We start from the raw sequence: 24,910 nt of genomic DNA on the forward strand, positions 1-24,910 counted from the left end.
GATCTGGGACGCCCGTACCAGAGAATTCAGCGCGCGCGTCGCGCGAGACGCTCCGGCTCCAGGATCAGCACGCTCTTGCCCTCCAGCCGCAGCCAGCCACGGTGCGCGAAGTCGGCGAGCGCCTTGTTCACGGTCTCGCGGGAGGCGCCGACGAGCTGGGCGATCTCCTCCTGCGTGAGGTCGTGGGTGACCCGCAGCAGACCCGACTCCTGGGAGCCGAACTGGCGCGCGAGCTGCAGCAGCGACTTCGCCACACGGCCCGGCACGTCGGTGAAGATCAGGTCGGCGAGCATGTTGTTGGTGCGGCGCAGGCGACGGGCCAGCACGCGCAGCAGCTGCTCGGCGATCTCCGGACGCTTGCCGATCCACTCCCGCAGCGCGCTGCGGTCCATGGTGTAGCAGCGCACCTCGGTGACCGCGGTCGCCGACGACGTGCGCGGGCCCGGGTCGAAGATCGACAGCTCGCCGAACATGTCCGACGGGCCGGCCACCATCAGGAGGTTCTCCCGGCCGTCGGGGGACTTCCGGCCGAGCTTCACCTTCCCGCCCGACACGATGTACAGGCGGTCACCGGGCTCACCTTCGGAGAAGATGACCTGCCCGCGGGAGAACTCGGCAGTCTCCAGAGCTTCGGCCAGCGCCTCGGCGGCCTGGGGCTCCACACCTTGGAAGATCCCTGCCCGGATCAGAACCTCGTCCACTGCAATGCTCCTCGTTCACCGGCCGTGTCGTCACGGCGGGTCGTCGGCGCGTCAGTGTAGAGGTCTTCGCCACACACGTGCGCACCACTGGCCCGATCGGATTGACATCCGATCGGGTCCGATTCGTCGCGGGGCGCTGTCACGCACCCGTACGCGATCTTGTCAGGCCGACGGGACCTGGCTCCGACGAGCCCCCCGACGGCGCCGGTTGCGCAGCCGGAACAGCTCCAGCGCGCGGCCCGTGCCGGACCGGAACAGGGCACGGACCTCGTCCGGACGCGGCTGTTCGAGCATCTCGTCCAGCTCGTCCTGGCGCACGGTGGACTCCCGCATGCGGGACTCCACGCGCTCCATACCGAGCGCGAAGAACATCACGAGCAGCGGGACGAGAACGCTCAACCAGGCAGTCATGGCAACTCCGATCCTCCCGTACGGGTTCGCAGCTCGGCCGGTCGGGGGTGGCCGCGTCGGCGTCTTCGTGACGCGACCGTGACCTCGTAGCCCGTTCGGCGCACACCCGGCCGGGCGCGCGCACCGCTCGTCGGACGCGTCGCCGCGCCGGCCGGTCGAACACCCCCCGGCGTGGACCGGACCGCGCCCGGCGACGAGCGGTGCACGGCGCGACACCGTGACACGACTGTCGGTGCCCACCCGTACGCTCGGTCACGTGAGCACCTCCGCCGGACGGCCGTCGCGGGCGTCGCGGCCCACCCCCCGCGCCGCCGCCGGTCTGGCCGCACGCGTCGCGGCCGGGGAGAGCCCGATCGGGCGAGCGCGCCGGGTCAACCGCATTCTCCGGTCGCTGGCGGAGGCCTATCCGCACGCGCACTGCGAGCTGGACTTCACCACCCCGCTGGACCTCGCCGTCGCGACGATCCTGTCCGCGCAGTGCACCGACGAGCGGGTCAACCAGGTCACCCCCGCCCTGTTCGCCCGGTACCCCACCGCCGCGGACTACGCGGGCGCCGACCGGACCGAGCTCGAGGAGCTCATCCGCTCCACCGGCTTCTACCGGAACAAGGCGACGTCGCTGACCGGGCTGGGCGCCGCCGTCGTCGAGCGGCACGGCGGGGAGCTGCCGTCGACGCTGGACGAGCTGGTGAAGCTGCCCGGCATCGGACGCAAGACCGCGAACGTCATCCTCGGCAACGCGTTCGGCGTCCCCGGGATCACCGTCGACACCCACTTCGGACGCCTGGTGCGCCGCTGGGGCTGGACGACCGAGGAGGACCCGGTCAAGGTCGAGCACGCGATCGGCGAGCTCGTCCCGCGGCGGGACTGGACGATCGTGTCCCACCACGTGATCTTCCACGGGCGCCGGGTCTGCCACTCCCGCAAGCCGGCCTGCGGCGCCTGCACGCTCGCGGCGGACTGCCCCGCCTTCGGGCTCGGCCCGACCGACCCGGTCGAGGCCGCGGCGCTGGTCAAGGGCCCGGAGCGGGACCACCTGCTCGCACTCGCGGGGATCGCGGGGCCGCCCGGGGACGGCCGGTGACCCGGACAGGCGCCTCCCGCTCCGAGATCGTCTCGACCGTGGTCGTCGTCGTCCTGGTCGCGATCGCGGTCTGGGCGCTGTGGCCCTCGGGCCCCACCTCCGGCGGGAGCGGCGGCGCCGGTCCCGCGGCGAGCGCCGCCCCGGCGGACCGGCCCGAGACCGACCTCGCCGCCGCGGACCCGCAGGCGCTGGCCGCCGCGCGGGCCTCGGCCCGGCTGGCACCCTGCCCCGCCCCGTCCGGAAGCACCCCGGCCGGTCCGCTCGCCGGGATCACCGTGCCGTGCCTGGGCGCCGACGGCCGTACCGACCTGGGCGCGGCCCTGACCGGGCGGCCGACGCTGGTCAACTTCTGGGCGTCGTGGTGCGTGCCGTGCCGCGACGAGCTGCCCGCGCTGCAGGCCTACGCGCAGCGCCCCGGCGCACTGCCGGTGCTCACCGTCGACGTGCAGGACGACCCGGTGTCCGCGCTGACCCTGTCCGCGCAGCTGGGGGTCACCCTGCCGGCCGTGACCGACCCGCAGCGGGCCGTGCGCCGCGCGCTGGACACCCCGCCGCTGCTCCCGGTCAGCTACGTGACCCGCGCCGACGGCGGGGTCGCGATGGTGGACCCGCCCGTCCCGTTCCGCACCGCCGACGACGTCGCGGCCGCCGTGGAGCGGTACCGGTGACCGCGCAGGCGGGCGTGCCGCGGGTGCCCGACCCCGACCCCGCGGCGGCGCCGGCGTCGCTGCGCCCGCTCGTCGACGGGGCGCTGGGCCTGGACCCGGCCTGGTTCGGCTGGCGACGCCTGCAGCCCGACAGCGGCGAGCCGCGCCGGGCCTCGGTGCTGATGCTGTTCACCGACGGGGAGTCCGGCGGGCCGGACGTGCTGCTCACCGAGCGCGCGGCGACGCTGCGCTCGCACGCCGGGCAGGTCGCCTTCCCCGGTGGGCGGCTCGACCCGACCGACACCGGTCCGGTGCACGCCGCGCTGCGGGAGGCCCGGGAGGAGACCGGGCTGGACCCGTCCGGCGTCGTACCGCTGACCCTCCTGCCGGACCTGTTCATCCCGCCCACCGGGTTCCTGGTGACTCCGGTGCTGGCGCACTGGGCGTCGCCGTCGCCGGTGCGGGTGGTCGACACCGCCGAGGTCGCCCGGGTCGTCCGGGTCCCGGTGGCGGTCCTGACCGACCCGGCGAACCGGTTCACCGTGCGCGGCCCCAGTGGCCACACCGGCCCCGCCTTCGACGCCGCGGGCCTGATGGTCTGGGGTTTCACCGCGGGCCTGCTGTCCGCGCTGCTGCAACGGTCCGGCTGGGAGCGTCCCTGGGACGCCGGCCGGGTCCTCGATCTCGACGACGCCTGGGCCCGCGCCCGGCGGCACGAACCGGAAGGAGTCCGGGTGGACGACCACGGCGTGGTGGACCGGTGAGCATCAGCTGGGTCGACGTCGTCGTCGTGATCCTCGCCCTGCTGGCCGCGGCGTCCGGCTGGCGGCACGGGGTCGCGGTGGCGCTGCTGTCGTTCGCCGGCGTGCTGACCGGCGCGGTGCTCGGGCTGCGGCTCGCCCCGTTGCTGGCCGGGCAGGTGGAGTCCCAGCAGGGGAAGGTGCTGCTCGGGATCGGCGTGGTGGTGCTGCTCGTCGCGCTCGGTGAGGCGACGGGCGTCTACCTCGGACGGTTCATCCGCGACCGGATCCGCGGCGAGGGCACCCTCAAGGTCGACTCGACGCTGGGCGCCGGCGTGCAGGCGATCGCGGTGGTGGTGGCGGCCTGGCTGATCGCGCTGCCGCTGTCCTCGACGAGCTTCTCCACCCTGACCAGCGGCCTGCGCGACTCGCGGGTGCTCGCCGGCGTGGACGACGTGATGCCGGACGCGGCGCGCAAGCTCCCCGCCGAGCTGCGCCAGCTCCTCGACGACTCCGGCTTCCCCGACGTCGTCAGCCCGTTCTCGCGGACCCCGGTCGCCGCGGTCGGCCCGCCGGACTCCGCGCTCGCGCAGTCCCCGGTGGTCACCGAGGTCCGCGACCGGGTGCTGAAGGTCCGCGGGCGCGCCCCGTCCTGCCGTCGCGCCCTGGAGGGGACCGGGTTCGTCGTCGCCCCGCAGCGGGTGATGACCAACGCCCACGTCGTCGCCGGGACGTCGAGCACCACGGTCGAGGTGACGACGTCCAGCGGACGGGCCCGCCAGCTCGACGCCCAGGTCGTCTACTACGACCCCGAGGTCGACGTGGCCGTGCTCGACGTGCCCGACCTCGAGGAGCAGCCGCTGCAGTTCAGCCCGGACCCGGCCCGCGTCGGCGACGACGTGATCATCCTGGGCTACCCGCTGGACGGCCCGTACACGGTCACCCCGGGCAAGATCCGCGAACGGATCCGGCTGCGCGGCCCGGACATCTACGAGCAGGGCAGCGTGCTGCGCGACGTCTACACCGTCCGCGCGGTGGTGCGCTCCGGCAACTCCGGCGGCCCGATGATCGCCCCCGACGGACGGGTGGTCGGCGTCGTGTTCGGCGCCGCGCTGGACGACACCGAGACCGGTTTCGTGCTGACGGCCGAGCAGGTCGGACAGGCGCTGAACGTGGCCGCGAGCGGCGCGTCGTCCCCCGCCGACACCGGGAACTGCGCCTCCTGACCCACCGCACCCTGTCCCACGATCCGGGAACGAATGGCCGGATCGTGGGACGGATGCTTAGCGTGGGTACATGACCTCCGTCGACGTGACCCGTACCCGCCGTCGCTGGCTGGTGCTGGCCGTCGGGGTGTTCGCCCAGACCGCGGCCTGCTCGTTCGTCTACGGACTGCCGTTCGTGGTGCCGCTGCTGCGGGACACGGAGGGGCTGTCGCTGGCCCAGGTCGGCGCCTACGTCGGCGCCCCGACGGTCGGCCTGCTGTGCACCCTGGTGCTGTGGGGCGCCGCCGCCGACCGGTCCGGCGAACGCGGGGTGATGACGGTCGGGCTCGCATTGTGCGCGGCGGCCGTCGCGGGTGCGGCGCTGCTGCCGATCGGGCCCGGACCGCTGCTGCTGGTGCTGCTCGGCCTGGGCGGCGCGGGCGCGGCGTCGGTGTTCGCCGCCAGCGGCCGGATGGTGATGGGCTGGTTCGCCGCGCACGAGCGCGGCACCGCGATGGGGATCCGGCAGACGTCCCAGCCGCTGGGCGTCGCCGTGGCCGGGCTGACGCTGCCGACCCTGGCCGCGGCCGTCGGGCCGTTCCGGGCGCTGCTGCTGCCCGCGGTGCTGTGCGTCGTCGCGTCGGTGCTGGTCGCGACGCTGGCGCCGGACCCGCCCCGGGCCCCGCGGCCCGCGGGGGCCGTGCCGGAGCGCTCCCCCTACGGGACGTCGGTGCTGTGGCGGGTGCACGGCGCGAGCGCGCTGCTGGTGGTCTCACAGTTCGCGGTGGCGTCGTTCGCGACCGAGTACCTGGTCCGCGAGCAGGGGTGGCACGTGGCGGCGGCGGGCGCGTTCGTCGCCGGTGGGCAGATCGCCGGGGCGGTCGGCCGGATCGCGACCGGGGTCTGGTCGGACCGGGTCGGGTCCCGGCTGCGCCCGATGCGCCAGGTCGCGGCCGCCGCGGCCGCGGTGCTGCTGCTGTTCGCGCTCGGCGACGCCGTCGCCGGATGGCTCGCGGTGACCATGCTCGCCGTCGGGGCGGTGGTGACGGTCGCCCCGAACGGGCTGGCGTTCACCAGCACCGCCGAGATCGCCGGGCCGGCGTGGTCCGGGCGGGCGCTGGGGGTGCAGAACACCGGCCAGAACGCCGTCGCGTCGGTGGTGCCGGCCGCGCTCGGCGCCCTGGTCGGCGCGACCGGCTACGCGGCGGCGTTCGCGATCGCCGCCGCGGCACCGCTGGCCGCGATCCTGGTGACACCGGTCCGCGACGAGCGCCGGCGGTCGTCGTGACGCCGCCGGCGCAGCCGGTCAGCGGGTGATCGTCTGGTCCCGCCCGGGGCCGACGCCGATCGCGGACACCGGCGCGCCGGTGAGCTCCTCGATCCGCTGCACGTAGGCCTGCGCGGCGGGGGGCAGGTCCTCCCAGGTGCGGGCGCCGGAGAGGTCCTCGACCCAGCCGGGCATCTCCTCGTAGACCGGGACGGCGTGGTGGAAGCCGGTCTGGGTCATCGGCATCTCGTCGACGCGGTGGCCGTCGACCTCGTAGCCCACGCAGATCGGCACCGACTCCAGCCCGGACAGCACGTCCAGCTTGGTCAGGAAGACGTCGGTGATGCCGTTGACGCGGACCGCGTACCGGCCGATGACGGCGTCGAACCAGCCGCAGCGACGGTTCCGGCCGGTGTTGACGCCGACCTCACCGCCGGTCTTGCGCAGCCACTCGCCCATCTCGTCGAGGAGCTCGGTCGGGAACGGGCCGGACCCGACGCGGGTCGTGTAGGCCTTCAGGATCCCGATCACGCGGGTGATCTTGTTCGGGCCGATGCCGGAACCGACCGACGCGCCGCCCGCGGTCGGGTTCGAGCTGGTCACGAAGGGGTAGGTGCCGTGGTCGACGTCGAGCAGGGTGCCCTGCGAGCCCTCCAGCAGCAGCGTCTCGCCGCGCTCCAGGGCCTGGTTCAGCAGCAGCCGGGTGTCGACGATCTTGTCGGCGAACTCCTTCGACTGCTCCAGAACGGTGTCGACGACCTCGTTGAAGTCCAGCGCGCGCCGGTTGTAGACCTTGACCAGGACCTGGTTCTTCAGCTCGAGGGCGGCCTCGACCTTCTGGTGCAGGATCTTCTCGTCGAGCAGGTCCGCGGCGCGGACGCCGACCCGGGCGACCTTGTCCTGGTAGGCCGGGCCGATGCCGCGACCGGTGGTGCCGATCTTGGCCTTGCCCAGGTAGCGCTCGGTGACGCGGTCGATCGCCACGTGGTACGGCATGATCAGGTGCGAGTCGGCCGAGATCAGCAGGCCGGAGGTGTCGACGCCGCGCCGCTCCAGGCCCGCCTTCTCCTCGATCAGCGCCTCGGGGTTCACGACGACCCCGTTGCCGATCACGTTCTTCACGCCCGGGGACAGGATCCCGGACGGGATGAGCTTCAGCGCGAAGTCGCGGCCGTCCGGCGTGACGACGGTGTGCCCGGCGTTGTTGCCGCCCTGGTAGCGGACGACCCAGCCGAACTGCCCGCCCAGCAGGTCGGTCGCCTTGCCCTTGCCCTCGTCGCCCCACTGGGCGCCGATCAACACGATTGCGGGCATGTAAGAGACTCCAGTTCACACACGCTCGTCACGGTCGCGGGACCGGGCGTGATTTCCGGTTTCCGCGGCGAGGAGGGTACTCGATCAGTGGTTCCGACCGATCCCGAAGCGGTTCTCCTCGACTGCCTGCCGCAGCGGCGTCACCGGCTTCCCTTCCACGGTATCCGGCCCGGCGCGCGGCGTGAACGCCCACCGTCGTCGCTGGTGTCCGATCCCGCGGTGCGTTCGGTCACCGTGGGTCCGCGCCCCGGGAAGGCGGAGGTCGACGCCCTGCTCCCGGTGCCGCGGCTGATCGTCCACGGTGACGACGCCGACCTCGCCGCCGTGCTCCTCCGGCTGCTGCGCCGGGACGCGCTGGCGACCGAGGTCGCCTACCTGCCGGTGTCCCGGCGGTCGCGGGCCGCCGCGAACTGGGGCCTCCCGACCCGGTTCGACGACGCCGTCGCCCTCGCCCGGTCCGGCACCGCACGCGAGATGCCGCTGGTGCGCGACGACAACGGCGGCGTCCTCGCCGGCCGCGGGGAGATCCCCGACCTCTACGGCGAGGCCTACTGCGACGCGACGCGCGTGCTGCACGGCCGCGTGAAGATGCTCGTCGTCGACGCGGGGCCCGAGGGCGTGCACGTGCGGCCGGGCCGCGGGGTGACCGGCACGACCGGGCGGGCGATCCAGATCGGGACGACGGGTGCGACGCCCGTCCGCGACGGCGTCGCGCACCCGCGGGAGATCAAGCGGTGGGCCTGGTACCGGCACACCGAGCCGTGGCGGCCGGTGCTGCCGGGCTGATCAGCGGCCGGGGTCCTCGGGGGCGAGCACGGCGTCGGTCGCGGTGATCCCGACGTCGAACACCTCGTTGGTGGGGACGACGTAGCGGTTGCGGTGGTCCCGGCCCTCGCCGCGACCGCCCGGGACGCCGCCGGCCATCGGGCCGTAGCCGGCCCCGCCGCGAGCCTCCGCCCCCTTGGCGCCGGTCCACGGCTCGGCCGCGCCGCCGCTCCGCGGCCCGGGTGTGCGGGGCTCGGTGCCCCACGCCGTCCCGGCCCCGCCGCGGCCGCCGGGTCCGTGCGGTTCGGTCCCCGCGCCCGGCAGCCGCGTAGTGCCGCGGGACTCGCCGAACGGGGAGCCGACGCCGCCGCGGCCTGCTCCTGATCCGGCTCCGACTCCGAACGACCCGGTCCCGCTGCCGGGGCGGGTCTCCGTGAGGGGGCGGACGAGCTGCTGCCGACGTACCTGGTCGCCGAAGCGGCGCGCGAGGTCCTCGCGGGTACGGGCGGCGTCCGACGTCGGGGCCGGGCTCCGGGTCGGGGTCCGCGTGCGGTCCGGAGCGGGCGGTACGCGGGAGCCCGGCGCCCCGGTACCGCCTCCACCGGCGCCCGACGAGGACGCCGGTCCGCTCGGCAGGGGGACGACAGGCGAGGGCCCGCCACCGCCTCCGGCGCCACCACCCACACCACCACCGGGGCCGCCGCCTGCACCGCCGCCGCCCGACGGGCCGGCCGGCGCCGACCCCGGCTGCGAGGCCGACCCGACCGGGGGGAGCCCGACTCCGGCCGGTCCCGGTGTCGGGCCGGAGACTCCGCCGCCACCCGGAGCGACGGAGATGCCGGGCTGCGGTCCCGGCGAACCGCCGGGACCCGGCGTCGCGCCCGGAGATGTCGCGGGCGGGGGCGCGGCGGCCGCCTCGGTGGTGAAGCGGTCGTCGATCGCGGAGGTCTCGGACTCGTACTTCTGGAGCGCGCGGTTCGCGACCTCGTCGTTGATCTGGTTGTGCTCGGCGATGGTGACGTGGTCGGCGCCCCTGCCCCGGAGGGACTGCCAGGCCTCGCTGATGTTGTCGCCCGCGCGCTGGATCCAGGAGAACTCGGCCGGGTCCATGAACCGGACCTGGTTGCGCATGCGCTCGAACGCGCTGCCGTGGTCGAGCATGCGGTCGGCGCCGTTCCGGGCGACGGTCGCGGTGCCGTCGACGCCGGTCGCGGTGCGGTCCAGGGACTCCTGGGCGGCCTGGGCGGCGGGGCCCTGCCACGAGATGCCGAGATCGGCCATGCCGCGGTCGAGGGTCTGCTTGGTGGTCGCCATGTCGTCGACGAGCTTGCGGAGACCGTCGGACGTCTGCCGGCTGGCCGCGGCGCCGGGTTTGCCGAGGATCCACGCCGACTTGGTCGCGATGTCGAACGCCTCGTAGTTGTAGCAGCGAGGGAGGGGCATGCTCGGATCCCTAACGCTCGAGCAGAGGGCCGTTGTACGGCGAAGTGGTGGGTTTCAGGGTTGCCGCGTTCTCGTCCTCGATCAGGCCGTACTCCTGTGCCGCACTTTTCAAGCGGTCACGCGCCTCCACGACCTCGGTGACGTACTCCGTGTGTGTCCGCGTAATGGAGTCGATCTTGGGCTGGAAGACGGTCACTGCATCGAGGGAGACAGGGTCCTGTCCACACGGAGGAATGATCCTCAGCTGATCAGCTGTTTGGCCTCCACTTCGCAGGTTCCGAACCTGATCGTTCAGGCGCTGATACACCTTCATGACGTTCTCGATATTGACCTGAAGCATGAGGGAATCACTCGCTGACCCTCGTGGTTCATGGGCGGACGTGTGCATGAACGAATCGTATGCGCGCCATCTTTGATGGAGCGCGAATCACTCAGAAGCGTTCGCTAATGCGAACCAGTCAGCGTGAACGAGCAGCGATCAGGTAGCTCCGGGCCAGCACCTCTGCCCGACGACACGTGTCGTCGATCGATCCGCGAGTCTGCTCGTTGTAACCGACGTCTCGGACCTGAACACGGATGCCGGCCGTTTCCGCGGCGTCCAGATACAGCTCGCACAGCGGCGCGGTGTCCTCACTCTCCACCATCCTGACGGCTCCGAACCCGTCGACGACGGTGATCGTGGCACCCTGCGCCGTCGCAACCTTTGCAGCCGGCGTCTGAATCGTCTGCACGCTGTAGCTCTCAACGGTGTCGTTGTTGCCCCACCCACAGACACGACTGGGACCATCAGCGAGGGTGACGGTCGAAGGCTCGTCCCCTTCGACTCCCCATTGCTGGCGCAGTTCAGGGGTCATCGCGACACACGGGTCGACGTTCGCCACGTCGATCTCCGCCGGCCGCGCCGGGAACGGCCCCTCCGGCTCCGCAGCCCTACACCCCACGACCACCCCGCACACCAACAGCAGGACGACAACGAGTCGGACCACCGGCGACGCTCCCCCGGGACAGCAACAGGACGGCAGCAGGCTAGCCCGCCGCCGTCGCCCCCGGGCCCGTTCCGATCAGGCCGCGGCGGCCGAGTCGTCCGGGCGCCGGTGATAGCTGTCCACATAGGTCTGGCCGGACAGGTCCGCGATGGCGTCCATGATCTCGTCGGTGACCGCGCGCCGGATCGCCGGAGCGCCCTCCAGTCCCTCGTAGCGGCTGAACTCCAGTGGCCGCCCGAAGCGGATCTCGACCCGGGCCAGGCGCGGGAACAGCCGTCCGATCGGCTGCACGCGCTCGGTCCCGATCAGGCCGACGGGCACGACGACCGCCCCCGTCGACAGCGCCAGCGACGCGACGCCGGTGTGCCCGCGGTGCAGCTTCCCGTCGAGGGAACGGGTGCCCTCCGGGTAGATGCCGAACGCACCGCCGCACTCCAGGACCTCGCGTCCCGCGGCGAGCGCGGCGAGGCCGGCACGGGCGTTGGAGCGGTCGACCGGGATGTAGCCGAGCGCCCCCAGGAACGCGGCCATCAGGCGTCCGCGCAGGCCGCGGCCGGTGAAGTACTCGGCCTTGCCGAGGAAGGCGACCTTGCGCGGGGCGACGAGCGGGATGAACGCGGTGTCGACGGCCGCGCGGTGGTTCGCCGCGAGGATCACCGGCCCGGTGGCGGGGATGCGGTCCGCGCCGCGCACGCGGGGCCGCCACACGAGCCGGACGAGTGGCGCGAGGACGTAGCGGATGAACAGCTGCACCGTGAACCCCGATCAGTGAGCGACGTCCACAACTCCGTGCAGGGGGGACCGACGTCCCGGCGCCGAACGACGCCCGATTCTGCTCCGTGACCGGCCCGTGACGGAAGCCCTTCCGCCCGTTCAGTCCACGTGAGGATCGGTGAGCTGCCCGCGCAACGCACGCAGCGCCTCGCTGCGGGTCATCCCGGTCGCCTGCAGCAGGTCGACGGCGATCGAGCGGACCTGCGCGACCAGCACCGGTGCCGAGACCGCGGGCGCGGCGGCGGGCTGCCCCTCGACCGGCCGGGCGACGACCGCACCGGGGTCGGCGAGGACCGGTGCGTGCTGCACGGCCTCCAGGATCGGGCCGCGGGCCTTCTCGCGGTCGCCGTCCTGCCCGAGCTCCCCGATCAGCGCCTCGACGGAGACGGCGAGCTCGGTGATGGCGTCCGGCAGACCGGGCGGGACCGGTTCGCCGTCCTCGATCGCGGTCATCGCGCGCCGGGCGAGCACCCGGGCGTTGCGGTGGGCGTAGTCGGCCCGTTCGGCGAGCGTCCGGTAGCGGCGCAGCATCGCCCGGCGCGGCCGGTGCATCGGCGAGACCGTCACGACCTCGCCCGCGGAGCTGACGGCGGTGCGCAGCTCGTCGATGACGGCCTGGGTGTCGCGGGCCCGGGCCAGCGCCCGCGAGGCGCTGTCCCGGTCACCCTCGCGCAGCGCCGTCGCGATCTCGGTGAGCACGGTGACGAGGTCGTCGAGCACCCGGCGGGCGACCCGGCGCACGATCCGGACCGGGTGCGCGGGGATCACCGCGGCGACCAGGATCCCGGCGAGGCCGCCGATCAGGGCGTCGATGCAGCGGTCGATCCCACCGGTCTCGGTGGGCGGGAGCAGCGTCGTCACCAGCACCGCGGACACCGCGGCCTGGTTGACGAACAGCGTCCCGCCGTCGGTGAACACCGCGATGACCAGCGCGAGCGCGACGACGAGCACCAGCTGCCAGAGGCCGCCGCCGATCTGCGCGATCAGCAGGTCACCGATCAGGACACCGATGCTCACCCCGACCACGAGCTCGGCGGTGCGGCGCAGCCGCGAGTTCAGCGACATGCCCAGGCTGAGCACCGCCGCGATCGGCGCGAAGAACGGCCGCGTGTGACCGACCAGGTCACCGGCCACCCACAGGGCGAGGCCGGCGGCCATGGAGCACTGCAGGATCGGCAGCCACGACGCGCGGACGCGCCGGGCACCGGCCCGGCCGCGTGAGCGGACCCGGTCCCACGCGGCCACCGGCGTCAGGACACGCCGAGGGCGGCGAGCGCCTCCGGGTCCGAGTCGTTGATCAGCGTGCGCAGGCGCTCGACCTCGGGGGCCTCCCCGATCGCCGTGGCGGCGCGCAGCAGCGCCCCGCACGACCGCAGGAAGCCCTGGTTCGGCTCGTGCGACCACGGCACCGGGCCGAAGCCCTTCCAGCCGTTGCGACGCAGCTGGTCCAGGCCGCGGTGGTAGCCGGTGCGGGCGTAGGCGTAGGCGGCGACGGACTCCCCGGCGTCGAGGGCGCGCTCGGCGAGCACCGCCCAGGCGATCGACGACGACGGCGACCCCGCCGCCACCTCCGACGGGTCCTTCCCCGCGGTCAGGTCCGCCGCGGCGGGGTCGACCGGGAGGCGCGTGTCGTCGGGCTCGAGCAGGTTGCCGTGCAGACTCATGCCGCCATCCTCGCGCCCGGCCACCCGCCGTCGCCAGCGGGTGGCCGGGCGCCGCGGATCAGGACAGTGCCCTGCCGGCGGACTTCAGCGACTCGCACGCCTCGATGACGCGCTCGCTCATCCCGACCTCGGCCTTCTTCAGGTACGAGCGCGGGTCGTAGACCTTCTTGTTGCCGACCTCGCCGTCGATCTTGAGCACGCCGTCGTAGTTGGCGAACATGTGCGACACGATCGGCCGGGTGAAGGCGTACTGGGTGTCGGTGTCGACGTTCATCTTCACGACGCCGTAGGTCAGCGACTCGTGGATCTCCTCGAGCAGCGAGCCGGACCCGCCGTGGAAGACCAGGTCGAACGGCTTGGCGCCGGGGTCGAGGCCCAGCTTCTGCACGGCCACCTCCTGGCCCTGCTTGAGGATCTCCGGGCGGAGCTTCACGTTGCCCGGCTTGTAGACGCCGTGCACGTTGCCGAAGGTCGCGGCCAGCAGGTAGCGGCCCTTGTCGCCGGACCCGAGGACCTCGACGGTGCGCTCGTAGTCGCCGGGGGCGGTGTAGAGCTTGTCGTTGATGTCGTTCGCGACACCGTCCTCCTCGCCGCCGACGACGCCGATCTCGACCTCGAGGATGATCTTCGCCTTGGCCGCCTGCTCCAGCAGCTCGGCCGCGATCTTCAGGTTCTCCTCGAGCTCGACCGCGGAGCCGTCCCACATGTGCGACTGGAACAGCGGGTTCTGCCCCTTGTCCACGCGCTCCTGGCTGATCGCGATCAGCGGACGCACGAACGAGTCCAGCTTGTCCTTGGGGCAGTGGTCGGTGTGCAGCGCGATGTTGACCGGGTACTTGTCCGCGACGACGTGCGCGAACTCGGCGAGGCCGACCGAGCCGGTGACCATGTCCTTGACCCGGGTGCCGGACAGGAACTCCGCGCCACCGGTCGAGACCTGCACGATGCCGTCGGAGCCTGCCTCCGCGAACCCGCGCAGCGCCGCGTTGAGGGTCTCGGTGCTGGTCACGTTGATCGCCGGGTAGGCGAACTCGCCGCTCTTGGCGTTGTCCAGCATCTGGTTGTAGATCTCGGGCGTGGCGATGGGCACGGGGCCTGCCTCCTCGTCGTCGGCGGTCGCTGCTCCGCGCAGCGCTCCTTGTCTCCGGGTGAGTATCACGTACCCGCGGGGAAGGGGGAGCCATCGTCGGAATGGGCCTGGTCTCACCGCGGGCGACGCCGCCGACCGCTGCACCGGGTAATGCTGCGAAGCCTGTCGGTGGTGGTCGCTAGTGTGGTGGGCGTGGAGGAGGAGCGCGCCGAGAACGCCGTCGACCGGACGCTGGGCCGGTTGCGCGCCATCGACAGCCGACCGGCGCCCGCGGGCACCGGGCCGCACCCGTTCGCCCCGGGCACGGCGCAGGCCCCGGTCGACGGGCCGGGTGGTTCCGGGGCCCGGCAGGGCCCGGACACACCGCTGACGTTGGCCGATCTCTACCGCGACCACCGCCTGCGGCTCATGCGCCTCGCGATGCTGCTGGTGGACATCCCGGCCACCGCGGAGGACGTGGTGCAGGAGGCGTTCACCGGCCTGCACCGGCACTGGACCGGTCTGCGGGACGAGACGGCCGCCGTCGCCTACCTGCGTGCGGCCGTGGTGAACGGGTCCCGGTCGGTGCTGCGGCGCCGTCGCACGGCACGCGAGTACGTGCCGCCGCACGCGGCGAACGCCCGCTCCGCGGAGTCGCTGGCCATGCTGTCGGCCGAGCACCAGTCGGTCGTCGACGCGCTGGGCCAGCTCCCGCCGCGCCAGCGCGAGGTGCTCGTCCTGCGCTACTACGGCGGGCTGACCGAGTCCGAGATCTCCGAGGCCGCCGGGATGAGCCGAGGTACGGTGAAGTCGACCGCCAGCCGCGCGCTCGACGCCGTCGCCCGGATCATGGCCGAGCGCGCCGGGACCGAGGCCGTCCGGCGTCCGGGGGAGCTGCGATGACCGGCCCCCAGCCGCCGCAGCCCGGCCGCGACGACGCCGCCCGCCGGATCGGCGAGGCGCTGCAGGCGCAGGCCCGCGGGCGCCCGATGCCGCAGCGTCCCGCGGCGGGCCCGGCCCCCGTGCCGCCACGCGTCCCCGGCCGGATCCCGCCGCCGGTCCCGCGTCCCGGGCCGCCCCCGCAGCGCCGGCCGCAGCAGGCCCCGGCGCCGGAGCCCGCCCGGTCGGCGACCGGCCAGATCGTCTGGGCCGCGGTGATCGCGCTGCTCCTCGGCGCCCTGCTCGGCGGGGGTCTCGCGCTGGTGTCGGTGCTCCTGCCGGGTGCGCTGCCCGCCCTCGGCTGAGCCGCTCACAGCACCCCCACAGCGACGGCCACGTCGATCCACATCACCCGGCCGGTACCGTTTCTCGACGTGACGGTTCTCGCCGCGACGCAGACGCTCGCCCTCGGTCCCGACTGGCTCGACCCGGCGGTGATCATCGAGTCCCTGGGTCCGTGGGCCCTGGTGGGCGTCGCTGCGATCATCTTCGCGGAGTGCGGGCTGCTGCTCGGGTTCTTCCTCCCGGGCGACTCGCTGCTGTTCACCGCGGGCCTGTTCGTCGCGCAGGGCGCGATCGACGTGCCGCTGTGGTTGGTCTGCCTGGTGCTGGTGGTGTCCGCCTTCGCCGGCAACGCCGTCGGCTACGGCATCGGCTATCGCGCCGGCCCGGCGATCTTCGACAAGCCGAAGTCGAAGCTGTTCAACCCCAAGCACGTCGAGAAGACCCACGAGTTCTTCGAGAAGTACGGCAACCGGGCCATCGTCCTGGGCCGCTTCGTGCCGATCGTGCGGACCTTCATCACCGTGAGCGCGGGCGTCGCGCGGATGGACCCGAAGCGCTACATGACGTACTCGCTGATCGGCGGCGTCGCGTGGGCGGCGGGCGTGACGGTGCTGGGCTACTTCCTCGGCCAGTTCGCGTTCGTCCGTGAGCACATCGACCTGATCCTCATCGCGATCGTGCTGATCTCGGTGCTGCCGATCGTGTTCGAGGTGCTGCGGGCGCGGGCCGCGTCCAGGCGCGGGGGCCCCGCCGGCCCGGTCGACGGCGTCGCGGGTGCCGCGACCGGTGCGGCCGCCGCCACCGTCACCGGCCACACCGCCGACGACGACCCGGCCGCGGTCACCATGCAGATGCCGGCCGTCGGGAACGGCCCGGCGCCGCAGCACGGTCGTCCCCGCCCCGGACAGGCCCCGCAGCCCGGTCGTGCCCCGCAGCACGGCGGGGCCGCGCCCCAGCACGGTGGCGCCGTGCCGCCGCACGGCCCCGGCCCCCGCCCGCAGGACGGCACGGAGCCGCCGTACCGCCACACCACCGGCCGCCCCGCCATGCCGCCCCGGCACGGCAACTGAGCGTCGATCGGCACGTCTCCGCCCTGCCCGGGGCGGAAACGTGCTGGTCACCAGGCGTCGGACAGGTCCGCGTGCTCGCGGATCCATGCGTGCATCACGATCCCCGAGGCCACCCCGGCGTTGACCGAGCGCGTCGAGCCGAACTGGGCGATCGACACGACCAGGTCCGCGGCGTCGCACAGCTCCGGCGACAGCCCGGGGCCCTCGGCGCCGAACACGAGCACGCAGTCCCGCGGCAGCGACGTGGCCTCCAGCCGGACCGCGCCCGCGATGTTGTCCACCGCGACCACGGCCAGACCGTGCTCCCGGGCGAACGCGACGAGCCCGCCGGCCTCGGCGTGGTGGTGCAGCCGCAGGTAGCGGTCGGTGACCATCGCGCCGCGACGGTTCCACCGGCGTCGCCCGACGATGTGCACGCCGGCGACGCCGAAGGCGTTCGCCGTGCGCACCACCGTGCCGATGTTGTGGTCGTGGCCGAGGTTCTCGATCGCCACGTGGAACGGGTGCGCCCGCCGCGCCAGGTCCGCCGCGACGGCCTCACGGCGCCAGTAGCGGTAGCGGTCGACGACGTTGCGCCGGTCCCCCTGCTCCAGCAGCTCCGGGTCCCACTGGTCGCCCTGCGGCCACGGCCCGGCCCACGGGCCGACCCCGACCTGGCCGGGGACCGACCACTCGCTGGGCCCGGGCTCGCTCATCCCAGCTGCAGGTCCGCCAGCCCCAGCAGCGCGCGGTACGGCACGCCCTCGGCCTCGACGGCCTGCCGGGCGCCGGTGTCGCGGTCGACGACGGTGCACACCCCGACCACGTCGGCGCCGGCCTGGAGCACCGACCGGACCGCGGTCAGGACCGAGCCGCCGGTGGTGGAGGTGTCCTCGACGACCAGCACCGGCAGGCCGGTGATGTCCGGGCCCTCGATGAGCCGCTGCATGCCGTGCTTCTTGGTCTCCTTGCGGACGACGAAGGCGTCGACCGGATCGGTGTCCGGCTCGGCCGCCGCCGCGTGCAGCACCGCCGTCGCGACCGGGTCCGCGCCGAGCGTCAGCCCGCCGACCGACCGGTAGGTCCAGTCCGCGGTGAGCTCGCGCAGCAGCCGTCCGATCAGCGGGGACGCCTCGTGGTGCAGCGTGACGCGGCGCAGGTCGATGTAGTAGTCGGCCTCCGCGCCGGAGGAGAGCGTGACCCGCTCGTGGACGACGGCGATCTCCCGGACGAGCGCGGCGAGGCGGGAGCGGTCGGTGTGTGCGGAGCTCATGTGCGATCCCTGTCGAACGTCGCCGTGATGCGTCGCAGCAGGCTCCGGGGCAGCATCCCGGTCACCCCCACGATCGCCTTGTACTGCCTGGAGGGCACGGAGACGACCCGGCCCCGGTCGAGGTCGGTGAGGGCCTCGTCGACGACCTGGGAGGCCTCCAGCCACAGCGGGCCGCGGCGGGCGCCGACGTCGATGCCGGCCCGCTCGTGGAACTCGGTGCGCACGTAGCCGGGGCACAGCACCATCGCGCGCACCCCGGTGCCCTGCAGCGACGCCGCGACGCCCTCGGTGAAGGAGATGACCCACGCCTTGTCGGCCGGGTAGGTGGAGCCGCGCCCGGCCAGGAAGCCCGCGACGCTGGCGACGTTCAGCACCGCGCCGGTGCCGCGGTCGACCATCCCGGGCAGCGCGGCCCGGGTCAGCTCCAGCACGGCGGCCACGTTGACCTGCAGCTGGCGGGCCAGGTCGGCGGCGTCGTTCTCCAGGAACGAGGCGCCCAGCGCGAGCCCGGCGTTGTTGACGAGCAGGTCGACCGGCGCGACGTCGGGGTCGGCGAGGCGGCGCACGACCCGGGCCCGCTGGTCCGGGTCCGACAGGTCGGCGGGCAGCACCTCGACGGCGACGCCGAGGTCGCGGTAGCGCTGCGCGGCGGCCTGGAGGCGGTCGGCGTCGCGCGCCACGAGCACGAGGTCGCGGCCGTCGGCGGCGAGCCGATCGGCGAACGCGGCCCCGATCCCCGACGACGCGCCCGTGATCATGACGGAGGGCACGCGGGGAGCGTAGTGCGTCCGCACCCGACCGGTGCAGGCGCGACGGTTACCGACGGGTCGGGTGTGACCCGTGCGACAGGGGTGTCCGGCGACCTCGTGAGACGGGCCGCTCTCGCGTGCCGGTGCACCATGAAGCCTTTACCGTCGAGACCATGACGTCCGAGGCGCTGCCGATCCAGCGGCCGGTCGATCCCGCTTCCCCCGGCACCTCCGACGTGCCGAGCGGCCCGTCGCCCCGTCATTCGAGGGTCGCCGTCGTGGGTGCGGGGTTCACCGGACTCGCCGTGGGCCTGGCCCTGCTGCGGCGGGGTGTGCACGACTTCGTCCTGCTGGAGCGGGCCGACGACGTCGGCGGGGTGTGGCGCGACAACACCTACCCGGGGGTCGGCGTCGACACGCCCTCGCCGCTGTACCAGCTGCGTGCCATGACCAACCCGGACTGGAGCGACCTCTACGCGCCCGGCCACGAGGTGCAGGACTACGCACGGCGCCTGGCTCGCTCGACCGGCCTGCTCGACCACGTCCGCTTCGACGCCGACGTGCTCGCCGCCCGCTGGGACGCCGCGGACGCCCGCTGGCGGATCGCGACGCCGTCCGGGGAGTTCACCGCGGACGTGCTGGTCAGCGCGGCCGGGCTGGTCGCGGACCCGAAGCTGCCCGACGTCGAGGGCCTCGCCGAGTTCCCCGGCCCGGTGTTCCACTCGGCCCGCTGGGACCACGACACCGACCTCACCGGCTCGCGCGTCGCGGTCGTCGGGACGGGTGCGACGGCGATCCAGCTCGTCCCCGAGCTGCAGCCGCGCGTCACCGAGCTGCACGTCCTGCAGCGCACCCCGGCCTGGATCCTGCCCAAGCCCGAGCGGCCCGTCGGCGAGCGCACCCGTCGCACGCTGGCGGCGAACCCGCTGCTGTGCCGGATGCAGTTCGACGTCATCTACGTCGGCGCCGAGCTGCTCGCCGCGACCCGGCGCTCGCGGCTGCTGCGCGAGGCGCTCACCCGGGTCGGCCGCAGGCACCTCGCCGCCCAGACGCCCGACCCGCAGCTGCGCGCGCGGCTCACCCCCGACTTCGACTACGCCTGCAAGCGGCCGCTGGTCTCGAACGACTACCTGCCCGCGATGAGCGCGCCGAACACGACGCTGCACACCGGTGGGCTCGCCCGGGTCGAGGGGCGGACCGTCGTCTCCGGCGACGGCAGCCGCGCCGAGGTCGACGCGATCGTGCTGACCACCGGGTTCGAGGTCGGCGCGACCGCCCCGATCGCGCGCCGCATCCACGACGCCCACGGCCGGTCGCTGCACGACCACTGGGGCGCCTACCCGCGCGCCTACCTGGGGATGAGCTACCCCGGCTTCCCGAACCTGTTCCTCATGCAGGGTCCGAACGCGACCAGCGGGGCCAGCTCGACGCTGCTGTTCTCCGAGGCCCAGGCCCGCTACGTCGCCGACGCCGTGTGCCGGATGGCGGCCGAGGGCATCCGCGCGCTCGACGTGAAACCCGCCGTCGAGGAGCGCTGGACGCGGCGGATCCGCCGCCGCTCGGCCCGCACCGTCTACGAGACCGGCGGCTGCGCGAGCTACTACCAGAACGACGAGGGTGTCAACGTCGTCATGTGGCCGGCCAACACCGCGGAGTACCAGCTGCGGACCCGCCGGTTCCGGCTGTCGCCGTTCGACGTCCAGCGGGGCCGGGCCGGTGCCGGGCGCCCGCTGCACCCGTTGCGCCCGGTCCGGCTCGCGGCGACCGCCTGACGACGCGCGGCCCCGGGGTCAGTCCGCGGGCCGCAGGGTCGCGAACGTCCCCCGGTGGTAGAGCAGCGGCGCGCGGTCGGTCACGTCGAGGTCGCGCACCGCACCGACGACGATCGTGTGGTCGCCGCCGTCGTGCTCGGCGTGCAGGTCGCAGTCCAGCCAGGCCGCGATCCCCGCGGGCCGGGGGCGGCCGTGCGCGGACGGCGTCCAGTCCAGCCCGGCGAACTTGTCGGCGCCGCTGCGCGCCATCGCCGTCGCCACGTCGTGCTGCCCCTCGGCGAGTACCGCGACGCCGAAGCCGCCGGCGGCGCGGATCCGCGGCCAGGTGCTGGAGCTTCGCGCCGGCGCGAGCAGCACCAGCGGCGGGTCCAGCGACAGCGAACTGAACGACTGGCAGGTCAGTCCGACCGGGGCGCCGTCGGCGTCGAGCGCGGTCACCACGGTGATGCCGCTGCAGAACGCGCCCAGCACCTCCCGGAACCGCAACGGGTCGATCGCGGTGGTCACGGGGTCTCCCCACGCAGCGCGCGGCGCAGGATCTTGCCGGTCGCGGTCTTCGGGATCTCGGGGACGACCTCCACGATCCGCGGGTACTTGTAGGCCGCCATCCGCTCCTTGGACCAGGCGATCAGCGTCTCCGGCGTCGGCGGGTCGACGGTCCCGGGACGGAACGCGACGACCGCCTTGACCGTCTCGCCGCGGCGCTCGTCGGGTACCCCGACCACGGCCGCGTCGGCGACGGCGGGGTGGGAGAGGAGCACGTCCTCGACGTCACGGGGCCACACCTTGTAGCCGCTGGCGACGATCATGTCCTTCTTGCGGTCGACGACGTAGAACCAGCCGTCGTCGTCGACGACGCCCACGTCGCCGGTGCGCAGCCAGCCGTCGGTGATCGCGGCGGCGGTCTCGTCGGGGCGCTCCCAGTAGCCGGGGACGATCCTCCCGCCGGACACGAGCAGCTCGCCGATCCCGGAGTCGTCGGGCGCGTCGATGCGGGTGGCGCAGTCCGGCACCGGCTTCCCGACCGCCAGCGCACCGGAGCGCGGGTCCACCGGGGCACGCTCGCCGAGCGGGACGGCGTGGGTGGGCGAGGTCGTCTCGGTCATGCCATAGGCGTTGTGCACGTAGTGCCCGGTCGCGGACTCGAACTCCTCGACCACGGCCGGCGCGATCGGCGCGCCGCCGGAGGCGATCGCGGTGAACGAGGCGAACGTCGTCCGCGCGTCCGGGTCGGCCCGGCACAGCGCCATCAGCGCGCTGATCGCGGCGACGGTGAACGTGGGCCGGGTGGTACGGATCGCGTCGAGCACGACGCCCGGCTCGAACCGGTGGGTGAGCACCAGCGGCACCCCGGACACCAGCGCGGCCGCGATGTGCCCGGACAGCCCGGTGACATGGAACAACGGCGCGATCCCGAGCACGCCGCCGGGCGCGGTGATGCCGTACCAGTCGCGGTAGGCGATGCCGCCGCGCACGACGTTGGCGTGGGTGTTGCGGGCGCCCTTCGGCCGGCCTGTGGTGCCGGAGGTGTATGTAAGCATCGCGGTGTCGTCCGGGGCCGGGACGTGCTCGGGGACCGTCGCGCCGTCGTGCGCGGCGACCAGCGCGTCGAGGTCGACCGCCCCGTCCGGGGTGCCGACGACCGCGCCGGCGGGGCGGTGGTCGGGCGCGTCGGAGAACGGGTCGGTGGTGACGACGGTGGTGACCGTGGAGCCGTCGACGGCGGCGGCGCCGTGCGCCCGGTGCAGCTCCTCCAGCGCGACGAGCACCCGGGCGCCGGAGTCGTCGAGGATCAGCCGCACCTCGCGGGCGGTGAGCATCGGGTTCACCGCGACGGCGATCGCCCCGGCCTTCCACGCGGCCAGCAGCGCGACCACGTACTGCGGGTCGTTCTGCAGGTACAGCGCGACCCGGTCGCCGACGGCGAGGCCGTCGGCGCGCAGGGCGGCGGCCAGCGCGTCGGAGCGGCGGTCCACCTCGGCCGCGGTGAGATCGTGGCCCAGGAACCGCAGGACGACGTCGTCGGGCGCGGTGGCCGCCGTGCGGCGGAACGCCTCCAGGACCGACGCCGGCCGGACGGCGGTCGGGTGTGTGCTCACGGGGGATCTCCTTCGATCTCGCTGGCACCGGTCACGGTGCGTCCTGGGTCCCCCTCGGTGCGAGTGCACGAAAGAGGACGCCGGGGGCGGGGCCGCCTCGGCGGTGCGGCCCCGCCCCCGGTCCGGGGAGGTCAGGCCGCGAGGCCGGTCTCCCGCCAGTACGCGGCGAACTCCGGCGGGCAGCAGTCGGTGCTGCGCACGACCTTGCCGTCGACGAACTGGTGCGTGGTGACCATCGTGACGTCGAGGACCTTGTCGCCGAGCTTGCGGTAGATCCGGATCCAGGCGATCACGATCCCCTCGGGGGTGGTCTCGGTCCGGGTCACCTCGTTCGCGAACTCGTCCAGCTTCCCCAGGACGCCGAACGCCTCCAGGAACTCGTTCTTGGAGTAGACCTGCTGGGTGCCGGTGAGGGTGAACCCGGCCCAGGTCATGTCGTCGTGCATGAGGGTGACCAACGGGACGGCGTCACCCTTGTCGGCGGCGGCGAACGCGGCGGTGAGGGCCTCGGCATCGGACACGGCGGTGCTCCTTCGGGGGTGGGTCAACGGGTGGTGTAGCCGGCGAGGATCGGCCCGGCCGCCTCGACGAGGGTCATCGGCTCGACGAGCATGTGCTGGGCGCCGACGGAGATGTCACGCAGGCAGCGGCCCAGCACGCTGGGGGTCCGCAGCGACGCGCTGCCGCCCCAGTTGTAGGCGAAGGTGACGACGTCCTGGGCAACGGACTGCACCCAGGTCGTGACCTGGCGCAGCCGGGCGCGGTGCTCGTCGGTGATCTCCCCGGCGGCCGCGGCGGCCTCGGCGTCGGCGTGCGCGTCGTAGACGTAGCGCCGCGCGGCCTGCAGCAGCGCCTCGTTGGCGGCGAACTCGCGGCGGAACATGGGGGAGTCGCCGACCGGGCCGTCGTAGCCGGGGCGGGACTTGACCGCGGTGATCCGGGCGATCTCCTCCAGCGCGCGCTGCGCGATGCCCAGCGCCACGGGTGCGTGCCCGCCGACGCCGATGCCGAGCAGACCCAGCTTGTAGACGGCCTCGGGCCGCACCGGGACGGTGGAGAAGGTGTCCATGGTGTGCGCCTCGGGCACGAACACCTCGTGCACGGCGTAGTCGTCGGAGCCGGTCGCGACCATGCCCATCACGTTCCAGCCGCCGAGGAACTCGACCTTCTCGCGCGGGACGAACGCGACCCGGCAGACCGGGGTGCCGTCGACGACCTCGGGGTTGCCCTCGTCGTCGTGCACGACGAACCCGGCGCCGATCCAGGAGGCGTGGCCGGAGCCGCTGGCGAAGCCGTAGCGGCCGGTGACCCGGTAACCGCCGTCGACCCGGACGCCCGTGCCGGTCGGCAGGATCATCCCGGCGGTGACGCCCTTGTCGTCGCCGGCGAAGATCTCGCGGGCGCCCTCGTCACCGAGGAAGCCGGCCGCGATGCCGGTGCTGAACGCGTTCGCCATGACCGCCCAGCCGGTGGAGCCGTCCGCGCGGGACAGCTCCTCGATCACCTGCAGCGCCTCGACGATGCCGACGCCGCCGCCGCCGAACGCGCGGGGCACCAGCATCCAGAAGATCCGGGCGTCGGCCAGGGCGGCGACGACGGGCTCGGTGATACGCCGCTCGGTCTCCATCCGGTCCGCCTCGGCGTCGATCACCGTGGCGAGGCCGCGCGCGGCGGCCACGAGGTCGGTCGTGGCGGTGGGTTCGAGGGTCTGCGTCATGATGTCCTGACCTCCGTCGGTCGGGTCGGTGCTCAGAGCTTCTGGGTGGTTCCGGCGTCGACCGGCAGCGCGATGCCGGAGACGAAGCGCGACTCGTCGGAGGCGAGCCAGACGACGGCGTTGCTGACGTCGCGCGGGTCCAGCCACGGGGTCGGGAGCACGTTCATCCCGGACGACAGCGCCTCGCGGAAGTCCTCGTGGGTCGGCTCGGCCAGGTCGGGGCGGAACAGCCGGTACATGCCGACGTGGTCGATCATGTCGGTGAGCACGGACGTCGGCATGATCGCGTTGGTCCGGATGTTCTTCGGGCCCAGCTCGTTGGACATCGTGCGGGACAGGCCGATCACGCCGTGCTTGGCCGCGACGTAGTGCCCGAAGCCCGGGTGGCCCTGGACGCCACCGGTGGAGCTGATCAGGATGATCGAGCCGCCGCGGTCCTGCTCCAGCAACGTCGGGACGGTCGCCTTGACCGTCTTCCAGACGCCGGTCAGGTTGACATCGATCATCGTCTGCCACTGTTCCTCGGTGATCTCGTGCACCGGGGCGCTGGAGAAGATGCCCGCGTTGGCGACGACCACGTCGAGGCCGCCGAGCCGGGCGACGCCGTCGGCGACGGCGGCCTGCAGCGCGGCGAGATCGCGGACGTCCGCCCGGTGGGCGACGATCCGGCGGTCCAGCTTCTCGACCAGGGCGACGGTCTCGTCGAGGTCGGACGGGTCGGCGGGCTTGTAGCCGACCGTCTCGACCGGGGCGCACACGTCGACCGCGATGACGTCGGCGCCCTCTTCCGCCAGCCGGATCGCGTGCGACCGGCCCTGTCCCCGTGCGGCACCGGTGACCAGTGCGACCTTGCCGTCCAGCTTGCCCATGTGTCGGCGCCTCTCGTCGTCGAGTGGAGCGGGATCGTCCCGGACCCCGTATGACCGGGACCACAGTGATCGGCCGTGCGGGGGTCCG

28 protein-coding genes are annotated in these 24,910 nt (G+C 73.7%); 10 read left to right on the top strand and 18 right to left on the bottom strand.

Annotated features, from left to right (window positions below):
• Positions 1–26: 26 nt before the first annotated feature.
• Complete coding sequence (locus tag DMP17_RS25910) at positions 27–701, bottom strand: Crp/Fnr family transcriptional regulator (RefSeq protein ID WP_020628211.1); 675 nt, start codon at positions 699–701, stop codon at positions 27–29.
• Between the two features lie 162 nt (positions 702–863).
• Entirely contained in the window at positions 864–1,112 is a 249-nt protein-coding gene (locus tag DMP17_RS25915; RefSeq protein WP_043282623.1) for a hypothetical protein, read from the bottom strand.
• Positions 1,113–1,464: 352 nt separating this feature from the next.
• Here DMP17_RS25915 and nth point away from each other — a divergent pair, with 352 nt between their 5' ends.
• The 5 genes from nth to DMP17_RS25940 all read left to right on the top strand — a co-directional run bounded on the left by nth (position 1,465) and on the right by DMP17_RS25940 (position 6,076).
• Positions 1,465–2,196, top strand: coding sequence for an endonuclease III (gene nth, locus DMP17_RS25920; protein ID WP_443217976.1), 732 nt, complete (start codon positions 1,465–1,467; stop codon positions 2,194–2,196).
• Complete coding sequence (locus DMP17_RS25925; protein ID WP_337830872.1) at positions 2,193–2,864, top strand: TlpA family protein disulfide reductase; 672 nt, start codon at positions 2,193–2,195, stop codon at positions 2,862–2,864. The genes nth and DMP17_RS25925 overlap by 4 nt, the downstream gene beginning before the upstream one ends.
• Positions 2,861–3,607, top strand: coding sequence for an NUDIX hydrolase (locus DMP17_RS25930; protein WP_412763113.1), 747 nt, complete (start codon positions 2,861–2,863; stop codon positions 3,605–3,607). Before DMP17_RS25925 ends, DMP17_RS25930 begins: the two co-directional genes overlap by 4 nt.
• A 2-nt stretch (positions 3,608–3,609) precedes the next feature.
• Positions 3,610–4,809, top strand: a complete 1,200-nt coding sequence (locus DMP17_RS25935; RefSeq protein ID WP_226356606.1) for a MarP family serine protease — start codon at positions 3,610–3,612, stop codon at positions 4,807–4,809.
• Positions 4,810–4,879: 70 nt separating this feature from the next.
• Entirely contained in the window at positions 4,880–6,076 is a 1,197-nt protein-coding gene (locus DMP17_RS25940; protein WP_226354329.1) for an MFS transporter, read from the top strand.
• An 18-nt stretch (positions 6,077–6,094) separates the two neighbouring features.
• On the opposite strand, the gene DMP17_RS25945 is transcribed toward DMP17_RS25940, so the two are convergent.
• Positions 6,095–7,369, bottom strand: a complete 1,275-nt coding sequence (locus DMP17_RS25945; RefSeq protein WP_226354330.1) for an adenylosuccinate synthase — start codon at positions 7,367–7,369, stop codon at positions 6,095–6,097.
• A 204-nt stretch (positions 7,370–7,573) separates the two neighbouring features.
• On the opposite strand from DMP17_RS25945, the gene DMP17_RS25950 reads away from it, so the two are divergent.
• A complete protein-coding gene (locus DMP17_RS25950) occupies positions 7,574–8,155 on the top strand; it encodes a hypothetical protein (RefSeq protein ID WP_226367965.1) in 582 nt (193 codons plus the stop codon).
• Here DMP17_RS25950 and DMP17_RS25955 read toward each other — a convergent pair whose 3' ends face one another.
• The 7 genes from DMP17_RS25955 to fbaA form a co-directional block, all read right to left on the bottom strand.
• Positions 8,156–9,577: a WXG100 family type VII secretion target gene (locus DMP17_RS25955; RefSeq protein ID WP_337830873.1), complete on the bottom strand. Its 1,422-nt coding sequence runs from the start codon at positions 9,575–9,577 to the stop codon at positions 8,156–8,158.
• Positions 9,578–9,587: 10 nt separating this feature from the next.
• On the bottom strand, positions 9,588–9,917 hold the full coding sequence (locus tag DMP17_RS25960; protein WP_337830874.1) for a hypothetical protein: 330 nt from the start codon (positions 9,915–9,917) through the stop codon (positions 9,588–9,590).
• Positions 9,918–10,035: 118 nt separating this feature from the next.
• Positions 10,036–10,563, bottom strand: coding sequence for a DUF3558 family protein (locus DMP17_RS25965; protein ID WP_226367968.1), 528 nt, complete (start codon positions 10,561–10,563; stop codon positions 10,036–10,038).
• 75 nt (positions 10,564–10,638) lie between these two features.
• Positions 10,639–11,316, bottom strand: coding sequence for a lysophospholipid acyltransferase family protein (locus DMP17_RS25970; protein WP_337830875.1), 678 nt, complete (start codon positions 11,314–11,316; stop codon positions 10,639–10,641).
• A gap of 120 nt (positions 11,317–11,436) precedes the next feature.
• Positions 11,437–12,582, bottom strand: a complete 1,146-nt coding sequence (locus tag DMP17_RS25975; protein ID WP_337830876.1) for an FUSC family protein — start codon at positions 12,580–12,582, stop codon at positions 11,437–11,439.
• A 5-nt stretch (positions 12,583–12,587) separates the two neighbouring features.
• Entirely contained in the window at positions 12,588–13,001 is a 414-nt protein-coding gene (locus tag DMP17_RS25980; RefSeq protein ID WP_073576038.1) for a DUF3151 domain-containing protein, read from the bottom strand.
• A 58-nt stretch (positions 13,002–13,059) separates the two neighbouring features.
• A complete protein-coding gene (gene fbaA, locus DMP17_RS25985) occupies positions 13,060–14,091 on the bottom strand; it encodes a class II fructose-bisphosphate aldolase (RefSeq protein ID WP_226354339.1) in 1,032 nt (343 codons plus the stop codon).
• Between the two features lie 192 nt (positions 14,092–14,283).
• Between fbaA and DMP17_RS25990 the strand changes: the two genes are divergently transcribed.
• From DMP17_RS25990 to DMP17_RS26000, 3 genes are all read left to right on the top strand, one after another.
• Positions 14,284–14,973, top strand: coding sequence for an RNA polymerase sigma factor (locus DMP17_RS25990; protein ID WP_226356608.1), 690 nt, complete (start codon positions 14,284–14,286; stop codon positions 14,971–14,973).
• A complete protein-coding gene (locus DMP17_RS25995; RefSeq protein WP_226367971.1) occupies positions 14,970–15,314 on the top strand; it encodes a hypothetical protein in 345 nt (114 codons plus the stop codon). The genes DMP17_RS25990 and DMP17_RS25995 overlap by 4 nt, the downstream gene beginning before the upstream one ends.
• Before the next feature lie 69 nt (positions 15,315–15,383).
• The gene (locus DMP17_RS26000) at positions 15,384–16,364 is read left to right on the top strand and encodes a VTT domain-containing protein (RefSeq protein ID WP_337830877.1); all 981 of its coding nucleotides are present in this window, start codon (positions 15,384–15,386) and stop codon (positions 16,362–16,364) included.
• A gap of 47 nt (positions 16,365–16,411) precedes the next feature.
• Here DMP17_RS26000 and DMP17_RS26005 read toward each other — a convergent pair whose 3' ends face one another.
• The 3 genes from DMP17_RS26005 to DMP17_RS26015 are packed head-to-tail and all read right to left on the bottom strand — an operon-like array spanning position 16,412 to position 18,386.
• Positions 16,412–17,059, bottom strand: a complete 648-nt coding sequence (locus tag DMP17_RS26005) for a TrmH family RNA methyltransferase (protein ID WP_226354341.1) — start codon at positions 17,057–17,059, stop codon at positions 16,412–16,414.
• Positions 17,056–17,616, bottom strand: coding sequence for an orotate phosphoribosyltransferase (gene pyrE, locus DMP17_RS26010; protein WP_226354342.1), 561 nt, complete (start codon positions 17,614–17,616; stop codon positions 17,056–17,058). Before pyrE ends, DMP17_RS26005 begins: the two co-directional genes overlap by 4 nt.
• Positions 17,613–18,386, bottom strand: a complete 774-nt coding sequence (locus tag DMP17_RS26015; RefSeq protein WP_337830878.1) for an SDR family NAD(P)-dependent oxidoreductase — start codon at positions 18,384–18,386, stop codon at positions 17,613–17,615. Before DMP17_RS26015 ends, pyrE begins: the two co-directional genes overlap by 4 nt.
• A gap of 152 nt (positions 18,387–18,538) precedes the next feature.
• Between DMP17_RS26015 and DMP17_RS26020 the strand changes: the two genes are divergently transcribed.
• On the top strand, positions 18,539–20,137 hold the full coding sequence (locus DMP17_RS26020) for a flavin-containing monooxygenase (RefSeq protein WP_337830879.1): 1,599 nt from the start codon (positions 18,539–18,541) through the stop codon (positions 20,135–20,137).
• An 18-nt stretch (positions 20,138–20,155) separates the two neighbouring features.
• On the opposite strand, the gene DMP17_RS26025 is transcribed toward DMP17_RS26020, so the two are convergent.
• From DMP17_RS26025 to DMP17_RS26045, 5 genes are all read right to left on the bottom strand, one after another.
• The gene (locus DMP17_RS26025; RefSeq protein WP_337830880.1) at positions 20,156–20,644 is read right to left on the bottom strand and encodes a flavin reductase family protein; all 489 of its coding nucleotides are present in this window, start codon (positions 20,642–20,644) and stop codon (positions 20,156–20,158) included.
• The gene (locus tag DMP17_RS26030) at positions 20,641–22,236 is read right to left on the bottom strand and encodes an AMP-binding protein (RefSeq protein ID WP_337830881.1); all 1,596 of its coding nucleotides are present in this window, start codon (positions 22,234–22,236) and stop codon (positions 20,641–20,643) included. Before DMP17_RS26030 ends, DMP17_RS26025 begins: the two co-directional genes overlap by 4 nt.
• A gap of 131 nt (positions 22,237–22,367) precedes the next feature.
• Positions 22,368–22,757, bottom strand: a complete 390-nt coding sequence (locus DMP17_RS26035; RefSeq protein ID WP_337830882.1) for a hypothetical protein — start codon at positions 22,755–22,757, stop codon at positions 22,368–22,370.
• A gap of 23 nt (positions 22,758–22,780) precedes the next feature.
• Positions 22,781–23,953, bottom strand: coding sequence for an acyl-CoA dehydrogenase family protein (locus DMP17_RS26040; RefSeq protein WP_337830883.1), 1,173 nt, complete (start codon positions 23,951–23,953; stop codon positions 22,781–22,783).
• Between the two features lie 32 nt (positions 23,954–23,985).
• On the bottom strand, positions 23,986–24,822 hold the full coding sequence (locus DMP17_RS26045; protein WP_337830884.1) for a mycofactocin-coupled SDR family oxidoreductase: 837 nt from the start codon (positions 24,820–24,822) through the stop codon (positions 23,986–23,988).
• Between the last annotated feature and the right edge of the window lie 88 nt (positions 24,823–24,910).

The organism is Pseudonocardia sp. TMWB2A (assembly GCF_017312135.1).

Excerpts from the sequence above, each read along its gene's own strand:
- DMP17_RS26020 (WP_337830879.1), top strand. The coding sequence starts at position 18,539 with ATGACGTCCGAGGCGCTGCCGATCCAGCGGCCGGTCGATCCCGCTTCC.
- DMP17_RS26005 (WP_226354341.1), bottom strand. The coding sequence starts at position 17,059 with ATGAGCGAGCCCGGGCCCAGCGAGTGGTCGGTCCCCGGCCAGGTCGGG.
- DMP17_RS25940 (WP_226354329.1), top strand. The coding sequence starts at position 4,880 with ATGACCTCCGTCGACGTGACCCGTACCCGCCGTCGCTGGCTGGTGCTG.
- DMP17_RS25960 (WP_337830874.1), bottom strand. The coding sequence starts at position 9,917 with ATGCTTCAGGTCAATATCGAGAACGTCATGAAGGTGTATCAGCGCCTG.
- DMP17_RS25915 (WP_043282623.1), bottom strand. The coding sequence starts at position 1,112 with ATGACTGCCTGGTTGAGCGTTCTCGTCCCGCTGCTCGTGATGTTCTTC.
- DMP17_RS26045 (WP_337830884.1), bottom strand. The coding sequence starts at position 24,822 with ATGGGCAAGCTGGACGGCAAGGTCGCACTGGTCACCGGTGCCGCACGG.
- DMP17_RS25980 (WP_073576038.1), bottom strand. The coding sequence starts at position 13,001 with ATGAGTCTGCACGGCAACCTGCTCGAGCCCGACGACACGCGCCTCCCG.
- DMP17_RS25955 (WP_337830873.1), bottom strand. The coding sequence starts at position 9,577 with ATGCCCCTCCCTCGCTGCTACAACTACGAGGCGTTCGACATCGCGACC.
- DMP17_RS25945 (WP_226354330.1), bottom strand. The coding sequence starts at position 7,369 with ATGCCCGCAATCGTGTTGATCGGCGCCCAGTGGGGCGACGAGGGCAAG.
- pyrE (WP_226354342.1), bottom strand. The coding sequence starts at position 17,616 with ATGAGCTCCGCACACACCGACCGCTCCCGCCTCGCCGCGCTCGTCCGG.
- DMP17_RS25995 (WP_226367971.1), top strand. The coding sequence starts at position 14,970 with ATGACCGGCCCCCAGCCGCCGCAGCCCGGCCGCGACGACGCCGCCCGC.
- DMP17_RS26040 (WP_337830883.1), bottom strand. The coding sequence starts at position 23,953 with ATGACGCAGACCCTCGAACCCACCGCCACGACCGACCTCGTGGCCGCC.